We start from the raw sequence: 15,793 nt of genomic DNA on the forward strand, positions 1-15,793 counted from the left end.
GGCCGTGGCAGAAGACAGCTCACCAAGATCTATCGGCACTGCCCCTTTTCGGTCAGCGTCGACGACCCGCAGTGGTAGATCATCTTTGCGTCCTGCTGGGGTCAGAGCTTGCGCAGCATCGATACCGTGCAGGTCGTGGCAATGGGGACGCTCATCTTTCTGATCATCGGCGGAGCGGGCATCGGTGTGCTCGCGCTCGCCCTGCTCGGCACCGAGCTGTTCCAGTTCGGGCACGCCGACGTCGACGGGCCGATCTCGGTCGAGACGGTCGCCGGCTTCGCCGGCGCGTTCGGGTTCGGTGCGGCCATCGTCAACGAACTGCTCGGTGCGCGTACCCCCGGCATGGTCGTCGGCGCGGCGGTCGGCGGCGTGCTCGCGGCCGTGCCCACCGCCTGGTTGGCGTCCCGACTCAGCCGGGCGGCGCGGAACATGCGCACCGACCCCACCCCCACCCGCGACGATCTGGTCGGTGCGCTCGGCCTGGTCGTCACCCCGGTGCCGGTTGACGGCTACGGCGAGGTACGGATTCGTCTCGCCGGTCAACCGGTCAAGCTCAGCGCCCGTGCGGACCAGCCGATACCGGTCGGCGCCCAGGTCTTCGTGGTGCAGGCGCTCAGCGAGACCAGCGTGCAGGTCGAAACCTACTGACTTCCCCTCGCAGACAGGACTCCTTTATATGGCCCTGCTAATCGCCATCGGTGGCGCAGTCCTCCTCGTGCTCATCCTGGTGCTCTTCGTGCTCTCCCGGATCAAGGTGGCCGGACCGAACGAGGCGTTCATCGTCACCGGTCGCAAGGGTCGCACCACACAGACCGCCGACGGCGGGCGCTCGACCGACAACTCCGGGCAGAAGGTCGTGCTGGGTGCCTCGGTCTTCGTGCTGCCGGTGGTGCAGAAGCTCCAGTCGCTCGACCTGTCCAGCCGACGGATCGACGTCGGCATCCGGGGCGCGGTGAGCAAGCAGGGCATCCGCGCCGACCTGCACGGCGTGGCGATCGTCAAGGTCGGCGGCACCGAGGACGCGATCCGGGCCGCTGCCCAGCGGTTCCTGCACCAACAGGACGAGATCGACAACTTCACCCGGGAGGTGCTCGCCGGAGCGCTGCGCTCGATCGTCGGCCGGCTCACCGTCGAGGAGGTCATCCGCGACCGGGCGGCGTTCGCCAGCGCGGTGGCCGAGGAGGCCGAGCACTCGATGACCAACCAGGGTCTCGTGCTGGACACCTTCCAACTTCAGGACATCCTCGCCGAAGGGTCCTACCTGCAGGACCTGGGCCGGCCCGAGGCCGCCCGGGTGCTCAAGGACGCGGCCATCGCCGAGGCGCGGGCCCGGCAGCAGGCCGAGCAGGAACGGCTGCTCGCCGAAGAGGCCATCGCTGAGGCGAACCGGAACCTGGCTCTCAAGCAGGCCGGCATCCAGGCCGAGATCGACGCGGCGAAGGCGAAGTCCGCCGCCGCCGGCCCGCTCGCCCAGGCGGAGCGGGACCAGGCGATCCTCTCCGAGCAGCAGAAGGTCGCCGAACGCAACGCCGAACTCAAGCAGCGCCAACTGGACACCGAGGTGCGCAAGCCCGCCGACGCCGCCCGCTACAAGGTGGAGCAGGAGGCCGAGGCGTCCCGCGCCGCGGCGGTGCTGCACGCGGACGCACAGCGGCAGTCGGTCATCGCGGCCGCGCAGGCCTCCGCCGAACAGGCGCGGCTCACCGGTGAGGGCGAGCGGGCTCGGCGTGCCGCGCTCGCCGAGGCGAACGCGATCGAGGGCGCCAAGGAAGGTGAGGCCGAGCAGCGTCGGCGTTCCGCCATCGCCGAGGCGGTGGAGCGGGAGGGTCAGGCCGAGGCCGCGGCCATCCTGGCCAAGGGTGAGGCCGAGGCGGACGCGATGGCGCGCAAGGCCGAGGCGTTCGCCGCCTACGGCGAGGCGGCGGTGCTGGACCTGCTGGTCAAGGTGCTGCCGCAGGTGGTGGAGGCGGCCAGCGCGCCGATCGGGGCGATCGACAAGATGACAGTCATCTCCACCGACGGCGCGTCGTCGCTGACGAAGTCGGTGGCCGGCAACGTGGCCCAGGGGCTCCAGCTCGGCAGCGACCTGACCGGGATCGACCTGGCCGGTCTGCTGTCCCGGCTCGGCTCGGCGTCCGCGGCCGGCAACGGCACCTCCGCCGGCAAGGGCGCCCCGGCCGTGGACGGGACCGCCGTCGAGACCCGCTGACGACGTACGCCGACGGGCGTCGCTCCCGGTTCGGGGGCGGCGCCCGTCAGATCCACTCGGGTTCCTGGAAATCGGGGTGTCCTGCCGACCCGGACACCCCGATTTCCGTTAGACCGAGTCGATCAAGGCCAGGCTGTGGAGTTAGCTGATCAGGCCCTCGGCGCGGGCCCAGCGCAGCAGCTCGACCTCCGCGGCGTCACGGTCCAGCGGGCCGTGCTCAAGGCGCTGTTCCTTGAGGTGCTTCCAGGCCCGCCCGACCACAGGCCCCGGCGGTACGCCGAGCAACTCCATGATCGCGTTGCCGTCCAGGTCGGGACGGACCCGGGCCAGGTCCTCCTCGGCCGCGATCCGGGCGATCCGGTCCTCCAAGGCGTCGTAGTCGGCGGCGAGCTGGGCCGCCTTGCGCCGGTTACGGGTCGTGCAGTCCGAGCGGGTCAACTTGTGCAGTCGGGGCAGCAGGTCACCGGCGTCGGCGACGTAACGGCGCACCGCCGAATCCGTCCACTCGCCCCGCCCGTACCCGTAGAAGCGCAGGTGCAGCGCGACCAGCGCGGTCACCTTGGCGATGACCTCCTTCGGGTAGCGCATCGCCTTCATCCGGGCCTTGGTCAGCCGTGCGCCGACCACCTCGTGATGGTGGAAGCTGACCCGACCGTCGGGGGCAGCGGCCTTCGTCGCCGGCTTGCCCACGTCATGCATGAGGGCGGCCATCCGCAGGATGAAGTCGCAGCCCTCCTCCTCGTAGGAGACCGCGTTCTCGACGACCGTCAGGGTGTGCTCGTAGACGTCCTTGTGCTGCGCGTGCTCGTCGATCTCCAGCTTCAACCCGGTCAGCTCCGGCAGGAACCGTTCGGCCAGCCCGGTGTCGACCAGCAGCCGCAGCCCGGTGATCGGGTCTGCGCCGCAGAGCAGCTTGGTGAACTCGTCGCGGATCCGCTCGGCGGTGATCCGGTCCAGGTCGGCGGACATCTCGCTCATCGCCCGGTGCACGTCCGGGTGCACGGCGAAGCGCAACTGGGCGGCGAACCGGGCGGCCCGCAGCATCCGCAACGGGTCGTCGCCGAACGACTCCCCGGGGGTGCTCGGGGTACGGATCATCCTGGCCGAGATGTCGTCCAGCCCGCCGTGCGGGTCGGTGAACCGGTGCTCCGGCAGGCTGACCGCCATCGCGTTGATGGTGAAGTCGCGCCGCTTCAGGTCCTCGTCGAGACTGGTGCCGTACACCACCACCGGGTTGCGGCTGACCTGGTCGTACGACTCCGCGCGGAACGTGGTGATCTCCAGCCGGAGGCCGTCGCGCTGGGCGCCGATGGTGCCGAACTCCCGACCGGTCTCCCAGATCGACTCGGCCCAGCCTTTGAGGACCCGCAGCGTCTCGTCGGGGTGCGCGTCGGTGCAGAAGTCGAGGTCGTCCCCGAGTCGGCCGAGCAGGGCATCCCGCACCGAACCGCCCACCAGGTGCAACTCGTGACCGGCGCGGACGAAGCGGCGGCCCAACTCGTCGGCGACCGGGGAAACCCGGAGCAGTTCGGCGACGGCGTTGCGCTGCGCGGCGGTGAGTTCGCGGCGGTCGGCGGCGTGAGGAGCGGAAGCTTCGGACATGGGATCGCCAGCTTATCGGGCCAGGGTGTGATCCGATCCGCCGGGCGCGGGTAACGGGTGGGGGTTGACTATGGTCTGTGGCGTGCGGGTCGGTGTCCGGCTCGACGTACCCCTGGGAGGCTGGAGATGAGCGGCGGGCTCTACCGCAGCGCCAACGCCGCGCACGACGGCGGGCCCGGGGGCAGCGCGCGTCCGGGTGACGGCGCCACCTTCATCTCCGCCGAGCCGCTGAACCAGCCGGCCCTGGAGTCGACCGCGCCACCGCAGGAACAGGTGGGCGAGGCGAGCGCGGCGACGAACAGCGCGGTGATGGCGATCGGCAGCCTGGTCAGCCGCGGCACCGGCTTCCTCCGCACGCTGGTGTTGACTGCCGCGCTGGGCTCGGCGATCGGCAACGCGTACACCACCGCGCAGATCCTGCCCGGGATGGTCTACGAGTTCCTGCTCGGCGGCATCCTCACCAGCGTGCTGATCCCGGTGCTGGTACGCCGGCGGAAGTTCGACACCGACGGTGGTCAGGCGTACACCCAGCGGCTGTTGACCCTCGCGGTGCTCGCCCTCGGCGCGGCCGCGATCGTGGCGGTGATCCTCGCACCGGTGCTGACCTCGCTCTATGCCAGTGACGAGTCGAGCCAGGACTATCAGGATCTCGTTACCGCCCTGGCCCGGCTCATGCTGCCGATGATCTTCTTCACCGGCCTCAGCGCGTTGATCAGCGCGGTGCTCAACACCAGGGGTCACTTCGCCGCCCCGATGTGGGCGCCGATCCTGAACAACATCGTGGTGATCGCTACCGCCGGCCTCTACATCATGATCTTCGGGGCGAAGGTCCTCGATCCCGAGGAGATGAGCACCGGGCAGATCCTGCTGATCGGCGGGGGCACCCTGATCGGTGTGGCCGTGCAGGCCGCAGGCCTCTTGCCGGCGCTGCGTAAGGTCGGCTTCCGCTGGCGGTTCCGGTTCGACTTCCGGGCGCTGGGCCTCGGTGAACTCGGCCGTCTCGGTGCCTGGATGTTCTGCTACGTGGCGGTCAGCCAGATCGGTCTGATCGTGGTCTTCAACCTGCTCAGCCGGGTCCCGAAGGACTCCGCCGGTGCGCTGATCTACAACAACGTCTTCCTGCTGCTGATGATGGCGCACGGCATCATCGCCGTCTCGATCATCACTGCGCTGATGCCCCGGATGAGCGCCGCCGCAGCCGACGGCCGCTTCGCCGACCTGGCCGCTGACCTTTCCCGCGGCACACGCACCGTCTCCGCGGTGCTCGCCCCCATCGCTGTCTGCTACGCGGTGCTGGCCACGCCGATCGCCTTCACCCTCTTCCGGTACGGGGCGTTCACTGACGAGAACGCCCGGTCGGTAGCGCCGGTGCTCTTCTTCGCCGCCGTCGCCCTGGTGCCGTTCGCGATCAGTCAGCTCTTCACCTTCGCCTTCTACGCGCTGCCGGACACCCGCACTCCGGCACTGGTGAACATTCCGGTGGTGGCGCTGCGAGCCGGTGTCCAGATCGTGCTCTTCGCGGCCTTCTCGGCGAGCTTCGCCGCTTCCGGCATGATGATCGGCAACGCGGTCTCGTACCTCGCCGCCGCCGTCGCCTCAGCCTGGCTGCTCCGCCCGCGCGTCGGCCGGATCGGCCTGGGTGGCATCATGCGCACCCTGGGACGGGTCGCCCTCGCTGCACTGGGTGCGGCGCTCGTCGGCCTGTTGGTGGTCAAGCTGCTGCCCGGTGACGACACGCCCAGCCGGCTCGAAGCGGTGGTGCAGCTTGTCATCGGCGGCGCGGTGATCGGCGGGAGCTACCTGGGTCTGGCCATGCTGCTGCGGATCAGTGAGATCACCGAGGTGGTCGGCATGGTCCGCCGCCGCCTGGGTCGCTGACCGTCAGCGCCTGTTCACAAAAAGTTTCTGCAGGCACGGACTGTGACCGCGGATCACCAGGCTGGGGATGCACCTGTGGATAACTCTGCGATTCGCCGGTCAACCACCGCATCAGCCTGTGGATAACCAGCCGTACGGCTGAGCGTGCCGGGCCGATCGGTGGGAACATGCCAGTTGTAGGGAGGGGTCGCGCCAGCCCAGCCCCGGCGTCGGTCACTTGCGGTGAAGCCGTAGATTAGCTAGTACATGTGCCAGCAACGTGGCTGACAACGGTCGTAACCGGACGAGCTCTTCGACTGCCGGGAACCCGCCGGGTACGGCGGGAAGATGACATGTCGGGGAGACGGGCAACCCAGGTAAGGTCGCTCTCGACGGGTACGGCAGGGGCCGACGCTGCGCGTCGACACCGGTCGGCCGGTTCCTTCAACGGCAGAGCGGGAAGCCACATGCCCAGCAGTGCGGGTCCATCGATCGACACGATCACCGAGGGAGGACGGGTGACCCAGGTCGGCGAGGGTCAGGAGGCGGACGAAAGCGCTCCTCCGGTCATGACCTTCGGTGCTCCCACGGCCGGTGAAGTCCTCGCCGAGCGGTACGAGCTGGTTGAGCACATCAACAACGACAGCGCGGGTCGGCTGGTCTGGCGCGGGGTCGACGTCATCCTGCGTCGTCCCGTCGCGGTGGTGCTGCGCTACCCGGGCGGCGACTCCGCCACCGAAATGCTTCAGGCGGCCGTCGCGGCCAGCCGGGTCATCCACCCCAACCTGGTCGGCGTCTACGACGCGATCGACGAGGCCGACCGCGCGTACGTGGTGCGCGAGTGGGTCGACGGGCAGTCCCTGCGGGACCTGGCGGCCGACGGTCCACTGGACCCGGCCCGGGCCACCGCGATCGGCAACGCCGTCGCGAGCGCTCTCGCCGCGGTGCACGCCACCGGCATGGTGCACGGCAACGTCCACCCCGGCACCGTCATGATCAGTGACGAGGGCCGCGTGGTCCTGGCGGATGCCCGCACCGATGGCGACGACAGCCAGGAGAACGACATCCGGGCGGTCGGCGGTGTCCTCTACTTCGCCCTGACCGGTTACTGGCCGCACGCCGAGGCGCCGCTGCGTGGCGCCACCGCCGGCCACGGCCGGGCCGCCATCCCGGACGCCGTTCGCGACGCCGGGGGCGCCATCGCGGCACCTCGCCAGGTCCGGGCGGGTGTTCCCGCGTACCTGGACGACCTGACCATGGATCTGCTCGACGCCGAGATCGCGCCGCCGTCGTCCGATGTGCTCGCCGCCGAGCTGGCCCGGCTGGACGTGCCGGCCGAGGAGGAGCACTACCTCGACAACAGCGGGCCGCTGCGGTTCGCCGCCGACACCGAGGAAGAGCCGTCGCCACTGGCTGCGGCCGGGGGTCGCAAGGTCGCCCTGGGCATCGCCAGTCTGCTGGTGGTCGCCCTGGTGGGTCTCCTGATTGGGATCAACACCCTGGGCGACGACGGCGACAAGGACCCGCAGGCCAACCAACCTCCCGCTCCCACCTCCACCGCCCCGGCCGGTGATGCCACCCCGGCCGCCGCCGCGGTCCGCAAGCTGGCCGTCAAGAGCGTCCGGATCATCGATCCGGACAGCCAGAAGCGCGACGAGCTGGGCGGTGCCGACAAGATCATCGACGGTGACGCGGACAAGGGCTGGGGCACCGACACGTACACGGCGGCCAAGTTCGGCAACCAGAAGTCCGGCATGGGGGTCTGGCTCGACCTCGGCGAGCCGCACAGCGTCAAGTCGGTGCAGGCGGTGCTGTCCGCGACCGGCGCGTCCGCCGAGCTGCTCACCGGCACCACCGCACCGCCGTCGTCCTCCAACGGCGACAAGCAGATGGTCCAGGCCTACAAGACCCCGAACACCACCATCGGGCAGCCGTTCGAGGACCACGACGGCACCACCATGACGTTCAACGGGTTCGACGCCGACCAGAAATACCAGTACCTGCTGTTCTGGATCACCGAGTTGCCGGCCAGCGAGCGGGGCTTCCAGGTCGACGTCCAGGAGATCACGGTCCAGGGGTCGTGAGCCCGGCGCCTCCTCCGTGGCACTGCTTCCACCGGACGTGGTGATGGACGGGCACGCCACAGCTACCGATCTGGAGCTGTTGCGTGCCCACGTCGATGGCGACCGACACGCTTTCGCCGAGTTGTTCCGCCGGCACCGCGACCGGCTCTGGGCGGTCGCCCTGCGGACCCTCGGTGACCGCGAGGAGGCAGCCGACGCACTCCAGGACGCGCTGCTCTCCGCGCACCGGGCGGCGTCCCGGTTCCGCGGTGACTCCGCCGTCACCACCTGGCTGCACCGCATCGTGGTGAACGCCTGTCTGGACCGGATCCGTCGCCGGCAGGCACACCCGACAGTGCCGCTGCCGGACGGCAACCGTGCCGAGGACGGCTCGGGCACCGGCGGGATCGAGCCGGCCGCCGTGGCACAGGACCACGACACCGTGCTGGTCGTCCGCGCGGCGCTCGCCGCGCTGCCCCTCGAACAACGCGCCGCGCTGGTGCTGGTCGACGTGCAGGGCTACCCGGTCGCCGAGGTCGCCCGCATCCTCGGCGTCGCCGAGGGGACGGTGAAGAGCCGGTGTGCCCGGGGCCGGGCCCGTCTGGCGGTGCTGCTCGGGCATCTCCGCCCTGCGGTGGCCGCAACGCCCTCGGCACGATCGGACCCGGCCGGGATGGTCGGTGACGTGCCGGGCGTCACGCCGGGGAACCCAGGCCCGACCGAGGGCGTCGGATCGGGGTCGAGCCGGTACCGGCGGGACGCCAACCAGGAGGACACGTGACGACCGAGGGGTTCCGGGAGGTCGACGACGACCTCCTCGCTGACTACCTCGGCGGGGCGTTGGACGGCACCCCGCAGCAGGAGGAAGTCGCCCAACTGGTGTCCGCGGACCCGGCCTGGGCCGAGGCGTACGCACTGCTGGCTCCCGCGTTGACGGAGGTCAGTGCGAGCCTGACCCGCTGGGCCGAGCCGTCACTGGAGATGCCGCAGGCGATCGTCGACCGCCTCTCCGCCGCGCTGGCCGCCGCGGAGCCGACGTCGGACGACCCCTCCGTCGAGCAGACCGCGCCCGGGGTCGACGCCGCCGACACCGGGTCGCCGCTGGTCGTACCGGTGCAGGGCGGGGCCGGTCGCCGGCCCGCCACACCCACCTTCTCCAGGTCAGGACGCCGCGCATCCACCGGCCCTGGTCGTCGCTGGCATGAATGGGCCCGCCGCGGCGCACCGGTGGCCGCCGCCACGGTCGCCGTGGTCGCGGTCGCGCTGGGCCTCAACCAGCTGGCGACGAACGTCTCGGACGGCACCAGTGCCACCAGCGCCCAGGACCGGCCGGCCAGAGCACCCGCAGACGCCGCGGCGGCCGGCGCGGTCCGCACCACAGGCCCCGCACTGCGCAGCGGTACGGACTACACCCCGCAGATCCTCGGCACCGAGCCGGGTGTCGGCACGCTGAGCACGCCGACTCCCAGCCGAGTGACCAGCAAGACCCCCGGCGCCCAGCCGCAGGACGACGAGGAAGGCCGGCGTCCCGCCGGCGACGGGCTGACCCAGTTGGCCCGGCTGACCGACGAGGCCGCGCTGGCGACCTGCCTGGCCGACGTGGCGGCCGAGCACGGCAACGCACCACTGACGGTCGAGGTGCTCGACTACGCGCGGTTCCAGGGCGAGCAGGCCCTGGTCATCCGCTTCACCGACGCGACCGGCGCTCGCTGGGCCTGGGTGAGCGGCCCGGAGTGCGGGGTGCCCGGGTCCGGCTCGGACAGCCGGTATTCGGCGCGGGTAGGGTGAATCCACGGTCAACGGCACGATGACCGCCCACGTGACCTGACCCACCGGATGCCCGGCTCGGGAATCCCCGGTTCGTACGATGACGTTCTGGAAGTCAGCTGCCGGCCCCACCCAGGCGTCGGCAACTCGGATCAGCATCGGTGCTCGCGCCGACGCCGAACACACACAACTCGGGAGACGGCAGTGGACGAGGTCCGCAACCTGATCATCATCGGCTCCGGGCCGGCCGGCTACACGGCGGCGGTCTACGCCGCACGCGCCAACCTGAAGCCGCTGATCATTGAGGGCGTGCAGTCCGGTGGCGCGCTGATGACCACGACCGAGGTGGAAAACTTCCCCGGCTTCGCTGACGGCATCCTCGGCCCCGAGCTGATGGACAACATGCGCAAGCAGGCCGAGCGGTTCGGCGCCGAGTTCCTCACCGACGACGTGACCCGCGTCGAGCTGGTGGACACCGGCGACGCCGGCTCCGGCGCGGTGAGCACCGTCTGGGTCGGCGAGACCGCCTACCGGGCGCGATCCATCATCCTCTCCACCGGTTCGGCCTGGCGTCCGCTGGGCGTGCCCGGCGAGCAGGAATACCTGGGCCACGGCGTCTCCTCCTGCGCCACCTGCGACGGCTTCTTCTTCCGCAACCAGCACATCGTGGTCGTCGGCGGCGGCGACTCGGCGATGGAGGAGGCTAGCTTCCTCACCCGCTTCGCCGAGTCGGTCACGATCATCCACCGGCGCGACTCGTTCCGGGCCAGCAAGATCATGGCCGACCGGGCGTTGAGCAACGAGAAGATCAAGGTCGAGTGGAACAGCACCGTCGAGGAGATCCTCGGCGACGACGGCAAGGTCACCGGCGTACGGGTCCGCAACGTGCACACCGGCGAGACCAAGGTGCTGGACGTGACCGGCGTCTTCGTGGCCATCGGTCACGACCCCCGCAGCGAACTCTTCCGTGGTCAGGTCGAGATGGACGACGAGGGCTACGTCAAGGTCCAGGCCCCCGGCACCCGCACCAACGTGCCCGGTGTCTTCGCCGCCGGCGACGTCGTCGACCACACCTACCGCCAGGCGATCACCGCGGCCGGCACCGGCTGTGCCGCCGCGCTCGACGCCGAGCGGTTCATCGCGACGCTCAGCTGAAGCAACCGAACACATCTGAGGAGGGGCCATAGTGGGAAAGACCAAGGCCGTCACGGACGCGAGTTTCGTCGCCGACGTGCTGCAGGCTGACAAGCCGGTTCTGGTGGACTTCTGGGCCGAGTGGTGCGGCCCCTGCCGCAAGGTTTCGCCGCTGCTCGAGGAGATCGCCGGCGAGATGGGTGACCAGGTCACCATCGTCAAGCTCAACATCGACGAGAACCCGGAGACCGCGCGGGCCTACCGGGTGATGTCGGTGCCGACGCTCACCGTCTTCAAGAACGGCCAGCCGGTGCAGTCGATCGCGGGCGCCAAGCCGAAGGGTGAGCTGGTCAAGCTCATCGAATCGGCCCTCTGACCAGCAGAAACACCAACCGGACCCCGTACCCGCTCGCCGGGTGCGGGGTTCGTCGTCTCCCGGGCCGCACCGGCGACGTTTTTCCTGGCCCCAGCCACCTCACCGCCGGAGAACGCATAGCCTCAAGCCTGGGCCGCCCGGCCAGCCAGCGTCGTGCAGAGGGGGTCGTGCGTGCGTCCGATCCGACCCGGTGACCGGGGACCCGCGGTCACGGAAATTCGTACCATCCTGGTCGGCCTCGACCTGCTCGCCGCAGCCGGGCCGCATGCCGACGAGTTCGACCTCGACACCGAGCGGGCCGTCCGGGCGTTCCAGCAGTCCCGAGGGCTCAGCGTGGACGGCCGGGTCGGGGCGGAGACCTGGCGCGCCCTGGACGCCGCCCGCTGGCGGCTCGGCGCCCGCACCCTCTACCACGCGGTCCCCGAGCCGCTCACCGGCGAGGACGTCCGGTCACTGCAGGAGCGACTGCTGGAGATGGGGTACGACGTGGGCCGCGCGGACGCCATCTACGGCGTCCGGACGTCCCGCGCGGTGGCCCAGTTCCAGCGCGAGGTCGGTCTCACCCCCGACGGCTCCTGCGGCCCACACACCATGAACGCGCTGCGCCGGATCGGCCGCAAGGTGGTCGGTGGCCGCCCGCAGTGGCTACGCGAGTCTGACGCGATCCGGCAGTCCGGGCCGGCGCTGGTCGGCAAGACGGTGGTCATCGACCCGGGGCACGGTGGCACCGACCCCGGGATGGTGGTGCCGGACGGGCCGCTGCGCTGGACGGAGGCGGACCTGGTGCACGACCTCGCCAGCCGGCTGGAAGGGCGGCTCGCCGCGTCCGGGGTGCGGGTGCAGCTCACCCGGGGGCCGTCGCCCGACCGTTGTCTGCCGGACACCGACCGGGCCGAGCTGGCCAATTCGCTCGGTGCCGACGTGTTCATCTCGCTGCACCTGGACGGCCACGCCAACCCGGATGCGGAGGGCGTCGCCACCTACCACTACGGCACCGACAACGGGGTGACCTCGGCGACCGGTGAGCGTCTGGCTGGGCTCGTGCAGCGGGAAATCGTCGCCCGGGCCGGGCTGCGGGACTGCCGCACCCACGCCAAGACGTGGGACCTGCTGCGACTGACCCGGATGCCCGCCGTCCGGGTCGAGGTCGGCTACCTCACCTCGCCCACAGACCGCGCCCAACTGGTCGACCCCCGGTTCCGTGACCGTGTGGTGGAGGCGATCGTGGCTGCCGTGCAGCGGATGTACTACCCGATCGAACGGGACGTTCCGACCGGCTCGCTGGACGTCAGCGAACTGCGGGCCGTCGTGGCCGCCGGCACCGTGGTCGACTGATCCTCCGCCTGAGCGCGGTCGCCGCACGAGCCCGGCGGTCAGCCGTTGGTGGAACGGGTGGCCGGGGCGGGACGGACCGGGCGGAGCAGCGTTTCCGGGCTCATCGAGCCGAGCAGCTTCTCCAGCGCGTACTCGACGTCGGACTTCCAGCTCAGCGCCGTACGCAGCTCAAGGCGCAACCGGGGGAAACGTGGATGCGGACGTACGGTCTTGAACCCCACCGAGAGGAAGAAGTCGACCGGCGCCACGCAGCCACCCGAGGGGTCGTCCGCGTCGCCGAACTTGGCGTCGCCGAACGCCTCGATTGCCTTGATCCCCCGCTTGGTGAGATCCCGGGCGACGCCCTGCACCAACATCCGGCCCAGCCCGCCACCGGCGAACGCGGCAACCACGTTGGCCGTCATCAGCAGTGCCGCGTCGGCGGAGACCGGCGAGGTCGGGAACGCCATCGAGCGGGGCACGTAGGCGGGTGGGGCGTACATCACGAAGCCAGCCGGCATGCCGTCGACGTACGCGAGCTTGCCGCAGGAGCCCCACTCCAGCAGCGTCTGGGAGACCCACGCCTCCTTCTCCAGGCCCGGATCGCCGGCGGCGCAGGCCCGCTCCGCGGAGACCGGATCGAGCTCCCAGTAGACGCACTGCCGGCACGGTCGCGGGAGGTCTTCCAACGTGTCGAGGGTCAGGCTGACCAGACGTCGCGACATATGGAGCATCCCCACAATAGGCTCGGTGGTGAGACCGGCATGGAACGACAGCGCCGCCTTCCTGCCCCCGACGAGCGATCGTACGCCGCGGATCGGAGATGCGGGAAGGGACGCGCAGATGCCCACCTCACCGGGGGACGCCGGACACGGTCCGCCATGTGGTCGATCCGTCTCGGCACGGTCGCAGGGTGGCTTCGGCGGACTAGGATCGACAATCGGTGTCCCGCCGCCATGGTCAGCGGCGTGCGGGGTACCCGGGGCGAGAGCCACCCGAGCAGCGATCGAGGTGAGGTCATGACCGGCACGACACTCGACGACTACACCGACCGGTACGCCCGGCGGGTACGCGGGATGACCGCCTCGGAGATCCGAGCACTGTTCGCGGTCGCCAGCCGTCCGGAGGTCGTCTCGCTCGCTGGTGGCGCGCCATACATCGCCGCCCTTCCGCTGGACGCTGTCGGTGAGATGCTCGGCCGGCTCGGCTCGGAGCACGGTGTCACCACCCTCCAGTACGGCATCGGTCAGGGCACCCTCGAGCTGCGCGAGCGCATCTGCGAGGTGATGTCGCTCTCCGGGATCGACGCCGCGTGCGGCGCCTCTCCGGAGGACGTCGTGGTCACCGTGGGCGGGCAGCAGGCCCTGGACCTGGTGGCCCGGCTCTTCCTCGACCCCGGTGACGTGGTGCTGGCCGAGGGTCCGACGTACGTCGGTGCGCTCGGCGTCTTCCAGGCCGCCCAGGCGCAGGTCGTGCACGTACCGATGGATGAGGACGGGCTCGTCCCGGAGGCGCTGGAGGCGGCCATCGCCGACCTCGCCCGCGCCGGCCGCCGGGTGAAGTTCCTCTACACGATCCCCACCTACCAGAACCCGACCGGCGTGACGCTCAGCGAGGAACGCCGGGAACGGGTCCTCGACATCTGTGAGCGCGCCGGCCTGCTCGTCGTCGAGGACGACCCGTACGGTCAGTTGGGTTTCGAGGGTGAGGCCCCCGCGCCCCTGCGGGCGCGCCGCCGGGACGGGGTCTTCTACCTCAGCACCTTCTCCAAGACCTTCGCGCCCGGGCTGCGGGTCGGTTGGATCCTGGCGCCGCACGCGGTCCGCGACAAGCTGGTCATCGCGAGCGAGGCCCAGATCCTGTGCCCCAGCGGTTACGCCCAGGCCGCCGTCTCCACCTACCTGGGCACGATGCCCTGGCGGCAGCAGCTCAAGGTCTACCGCGAGGTCTACCGGGAGCGCCGGGACGCCCTGCTCGACGCGATGACCGACCTGATGCCCGAAGGCACCAGCTGGACCACGCCGGCCGGTGGTCTCTTCGTGTGGGCCACCCTGCCCGAGGGGCTCGACTCCAAGGCCATGATGCCGCGAGCGGTCGCCGCCCGGGTCGCCTACGTGCCCGGCACCGGCTTCTACGCCGACGGCACCGGCACCGGCGCGATGCGGCTGAACTTCAGCTTCCCGCCGCCGGAACGGATCCGCGAGGGCGTCCGCCGGCTGGCCGGTGTGATGGAGCAGGAGATCGCGATGCGCCGCGTCTTCGGTGCTGTGGGCGGCGTCGCCGGCCGACGCGGCCGGGCCGGCTCCGACGTGCCAGGCCCCGACTTGGCATGATGCCGGCATGGGTACGACCGCCGTTGAGCGCCTCCTCGTGACCGATTCCGTCGCCTCGCCCGACCTGCGCGTCGTGGTGCTCGCGGGTGGGCTCTCCTACGAGCGGGACGTGTCACTGCGCTCCGGTCGGCGGGTGCTCGACGCACTGCGCGCCGTAGGGGTGGAAGCAGAGCTGCGCGACGCCGACGTGGCGCTGCTCCCGTCGCTGGCCGCCGACCCACCGGACGCGGTGGTGATCGCACTGCACGGCGCGACCGGCGAGGACGGCTCACTGCGCGGGGTGCTGGACCTGTGCGACATCCCGTACGTCGGCTGCGATGCCCGCGCCTCCCGGGTCGCCTGGGACAAGCCCTCGGCCAAGGCCGTGCTTCGCGAGGCCGGCATTCCCACCCCGGACTGGGTGGCCCTGCCACATGATCGCTTCTCCGAGCTGGGTGCGGTCGCCGTCCTGGACCGGATCGTCGACCGGCTGGGCCTGCCCCTGATGGTCAAGCCCGCCCAGGGCGGGTCGGGGCTGGGTGGCGCGGTGGTCCGCGACGCGGCGGCACTGCCCGCGGCGATGGTCGGCTGCTTCGCGTACGACTCCACGGCGCTCGTCGAGCGGTACGTGCCCGGCATGGACGTGGCGGTCTCCGTGGTCGACCTCGGCGACGGACCGCAGGCGTTGCCGCCGGTGGAGATCGTGCCGCGCAACGGCGTGTACGACTACGCCGCCCGCTACACGGCCGGCCGGACCACGTGGCACGCGCCGGCCCGGCTGGACCCGGAGGTGGCCGCCACGGTCGCCGACGTGGCGCTCGCCGCGCACACCGCACTCGGCCTGCGGGACCTCTCCCGCGTCGACGTGATCGTGGACGCCTCGGGCCAGCCGCACGTGCTGGAGGTCAACGTCTCGCCGGGCATGACCGAGACGTCACTGCTGCCGCTCGCCGTGCAGGCGGCAGGTTTGGACTTCGGCCGGCTCCTCGGCACGCTGGTCACCCGAGCAGCGGCTCGCCTCACCACTTCCTGATCTGCTCACCTCAGACACCCCTGTCGGGGTGTCTGAGGTTGCGATCCCGCTGCCTCAGCGGGCCCGTCCCAGGTGTGCTGTCCAGGACGTTTGTATGAGGGCCGGACGTTCGGAGCGTTCGCGTGG

General features: G+C 70.9%; 13 protein-coding genes. 11 read left to right on the forward strand and 2 right to left on the reverse strand.

Translation table 11 applies throughout. The features are described from left to right. Nucleotides 1-141 precede the first annotated feature (141 nt). Together HNR22_RS19160 and HNR22_RS19165 are read left to right on the forward strand one after the other, a co-directional pair. A complete protein-coding gene (locus HNR22_RS19160) occupies nucleotides 142-648 on the forward strand; it encodes an NfeD family protein (RefSeq protein ID WP_141913045.1) in 507 nt (168 codons plus the stop codon). Nucleotides 649-676: 28 nt separating this feature from the next. Then, a complete protein-coding gene (locus HNR22_RS19165; protein ID WP_179781501.1) occupies nucleotides 677-2,209 on the forward strand; it encodes a flotillin family protein in 1,533 nt (510 codons plus the stop codon). Nucleotides 2,210-2,350: 141 nt separating this feature from the next. Here the strand turns inward: HNR22_RS19165 and HNR22_RS19170 are convergent, their stop codons facing one another. Then, complete coding sequence (locus HNR22_RS19170) at nucleotides 2,351-3,811, reverse strand: CCA tRNA nucleotidyltransferase (protein ID WP_179781502.1); 1,461 nt, start codon at nucleotides 3,809-3,811, stop codon at nucleotides 2,351-2,353. 126 nt (nucleotides 3,812-3,937) lie between these two features. On the opposite strand from HNR22_RS19170, the gene murJ reads away from it, so the two are divergent. The 7 genes from murJ (at nucleotide 3,938) to HNR22_RS19205 (ending at nucleotide 12,343) form a co-directional block, all read left to right on the forward strand. Further along, the gene (murJ, locus tag HNR22_RS19175) at nucleotides 3,938-5,689 is read left to right on the forward strand and encodes a murein biosynthesis integral membrane protein MurJ (protein ID WP_179781503.1); all 1,752 of its coding nucleotides are present in this window, start codon (nucleotides 3,938-3,940) and stop codon (nucleotides 5,687-5,689) included. Between the two features lie 446 nt (nucleotides 5,690-6,135). Continuing rightward, the gene (locus HNR22_RS19180; RefSeq protein ID WP_179781504.1) at nucleotides 6,136-7,752 is read left to right on the forward strand and encodes a protein kinase family protein; all 1,617 of its coding nucleotides are present in this window, start codon (nucleotides 6,136-6,138) and stop codon (nucleotides 7,750-7,752) included. Nucleotides 7,753-7,795: 43 nt separating this feature from the next. After that, complete coding sequence (gene sigM, locus HNR22_RS19185) at nucleotides 7,796-8,512, forward strand: RNA polymerase sigma factor SigM (RefSeq protein WP_179783625.1); 717 nt, start codon at nucleotides 7,796-7,798, stop codon at nucleotides 8,510-8,512. Then, on the forward strand, nucleotides 8,509-9,519 hold the full coding sequence (locus HNR22_RS19190) for a hypothetical protein (protein WP_179781505.1): 1,011 nt from the start codon (nucleotides 8,509-8,511) through the stop codon (nucleotides 9,517-9,519). The genes sigM and HNR22_RS19190 overlap by 4 nt, the downstream gene beginning before the upstream one ends. A gap of 183 nt (nucleotides 9,520-9,702) precedes the next feature. Continuing rightward, complete coding sequence (gene trxB, locus HNR22_RS19195; RefSeq protein WP_179781506.1) at nucleotides 9,703-10,653, forward strand: thioredoxin-disulfide reductase; 951 nt, start codon at nucleotides 9,703-9,705, stop codon at nucleotides 10,651-10,653. Between the two features lie 31 nt (nucleotides 10,654-10,684). Continuing rightward, nucleotides 10,685-11,008 carry a thioredoxin gene (gene trxA, locus HNR22_RS19200; RefSeq protein ID WP_088950790.1) on the forward strand — a complete coding sequence of 108 codons (324 nt, stop codon included), beginning with the start codon at nucleotides 10,685-10,687 and terminating at the stop codon, nucleotides 11,006-11,008. Between the two features lie 171 nt (nucleotides 11,009-11,179). Then, complete coding sequence (locus HNR22_RS19205; RefSeq protein ID WP_179781507.1) at nucleotides 11,180-12,343, forward strand: N-acetylmuramoyl-L-alanine amidase; 1,164 nt, start codon at nucleotides 11,180-11,182, stop codon at nucleotides 12,341-12,343. A 38-nt stretch (nucleotides 12,344-12,381) separates the two neighbouring features. Here the strand turns inward: HNR22_RS19205 and HNR22_RS19210 are convergent, their stop codons facing one another. Beyond that, the gene (locus HNR22_RS19210; protein WP_088950792.1) at nucleotides 12,382-13,047 is read right to left on the reverse strand and encodes a GNAT family N-acetyltransferase; all 666 of its coding nucleotides are present in this window, start codon (nucleotides 13,045-13,047) and stop codon (nucleotides 12,382-12,384) included. Between the two features lie 294 nt (nucleotides 13,048-13,341). Between HNR22_RS19210 and HNR22_RS19215 the strand changes: the two genes are divergently transcribed. Together HNR22_RS19215 and HNR22_RS19220 are read left to right on the forward strand one after the other, a co-directional pair. Further along, nucleotides 13,342-14,655: an aminotransferase-like domain-containing protein gene (locus tag HNR22_RS19215; RefSeq protein ID WP_179781508.1), complete on the forward strand. Its 1,314-nt coding sequence runs from the start codon at nucleotides 13,342-13,344 to the stop codon at nucleotides 14,653-14,655. A 7-nt stretch (nucleotides 14,656-14,662) separates the two neighbouring features. Beyond that, nucleotides 14,663-15,667: a D-alanine--D-alanine ligase family protein gene (locus HNR22_RS19220; RefSeq protein ID WP_179781509.1), complete on the forward strand. Its 1,005-nt coding sequence runs from the start codon at nucleotides 14,663-14,665 to the stop codon at nucleotides 15,665-15,667. Nucleotides 15,668-15,793 lie beyond the last annotated feature (126 nt).

Origin of the sequence: Micromonospora jinlongensis (assembly GCF_013410645.1) — a bacterium.
Lineage (GTDB): Bacteria > Actinomycetota > Actinomycetes > Mycobacteriales > Micromonosporaceae > Micromonospora > Micromonospora zamorensis.

Bases quoted from the DNA above. Each gene is read 5' to 3' on its own strand.
- HNR22_RS19160 (WP_141913045.1), top strand. From the start codon at position 142: ATGGGGACGCTCATCTTTCTGATCATCGGCGGAGCGGGCATCGGTGTG.
- HNR22_RS19165 (WP_179781501.1), top strand. From the start codon at position 677: ATGGCCCTGCTAATCGCCATCGGTGGCGCAGTCCTCCTCGTGCTCATC.
- HNR22_RS19170 (WP_179781502.1), bottom strand. From the start codon at position 3,811: ATGTCCGAAGCTTCCGCTCCTCACGCCGCCGACCGCCGCGAACTCACC.
- murJ (WP_179781503.1), top strand. From the start codon at position 3,938: ATGAGCGGCGGGCTCTACCGCAGCGCCAACGCCGCGCACGACGGCGGG.
- HNR22_RS19180 (WP_179781504.1), top strand. From the start codon at position 6,136: ATGCCCAGCAGTGCGGGTCCATCGATCGACACGATCACCGAGGGAGGA.
- sigM (WP_179783625.1), top strand. From the start codon at position 7,796: ATGGACGGGCACGCCACAGCTACCGATCTGGAGCTGTTGCGTGCCCAC.
- HNR22_RS19210 (WP_088950792.1), bottom strand. From the start codon at position 13,047: ATGTCGCGACGTCTGGTCAGCCTGACCCTCGACACGTTGGAAGACCTC.
- HNR22_RS19215 (WP_179781508.1), top strand. From the start codon at position 13,342: ATGACCGGCACGACACTCGACGACTACACCGACCGGTACGCCCGGCGG.
- HNR22_RS19220 (WP_179781509.1), top strand. From the start codon at position 14,663: ATGGGTACGACCGCCGTTGAGCGCCTCCTCGTGACCGATTCCGTCGCC.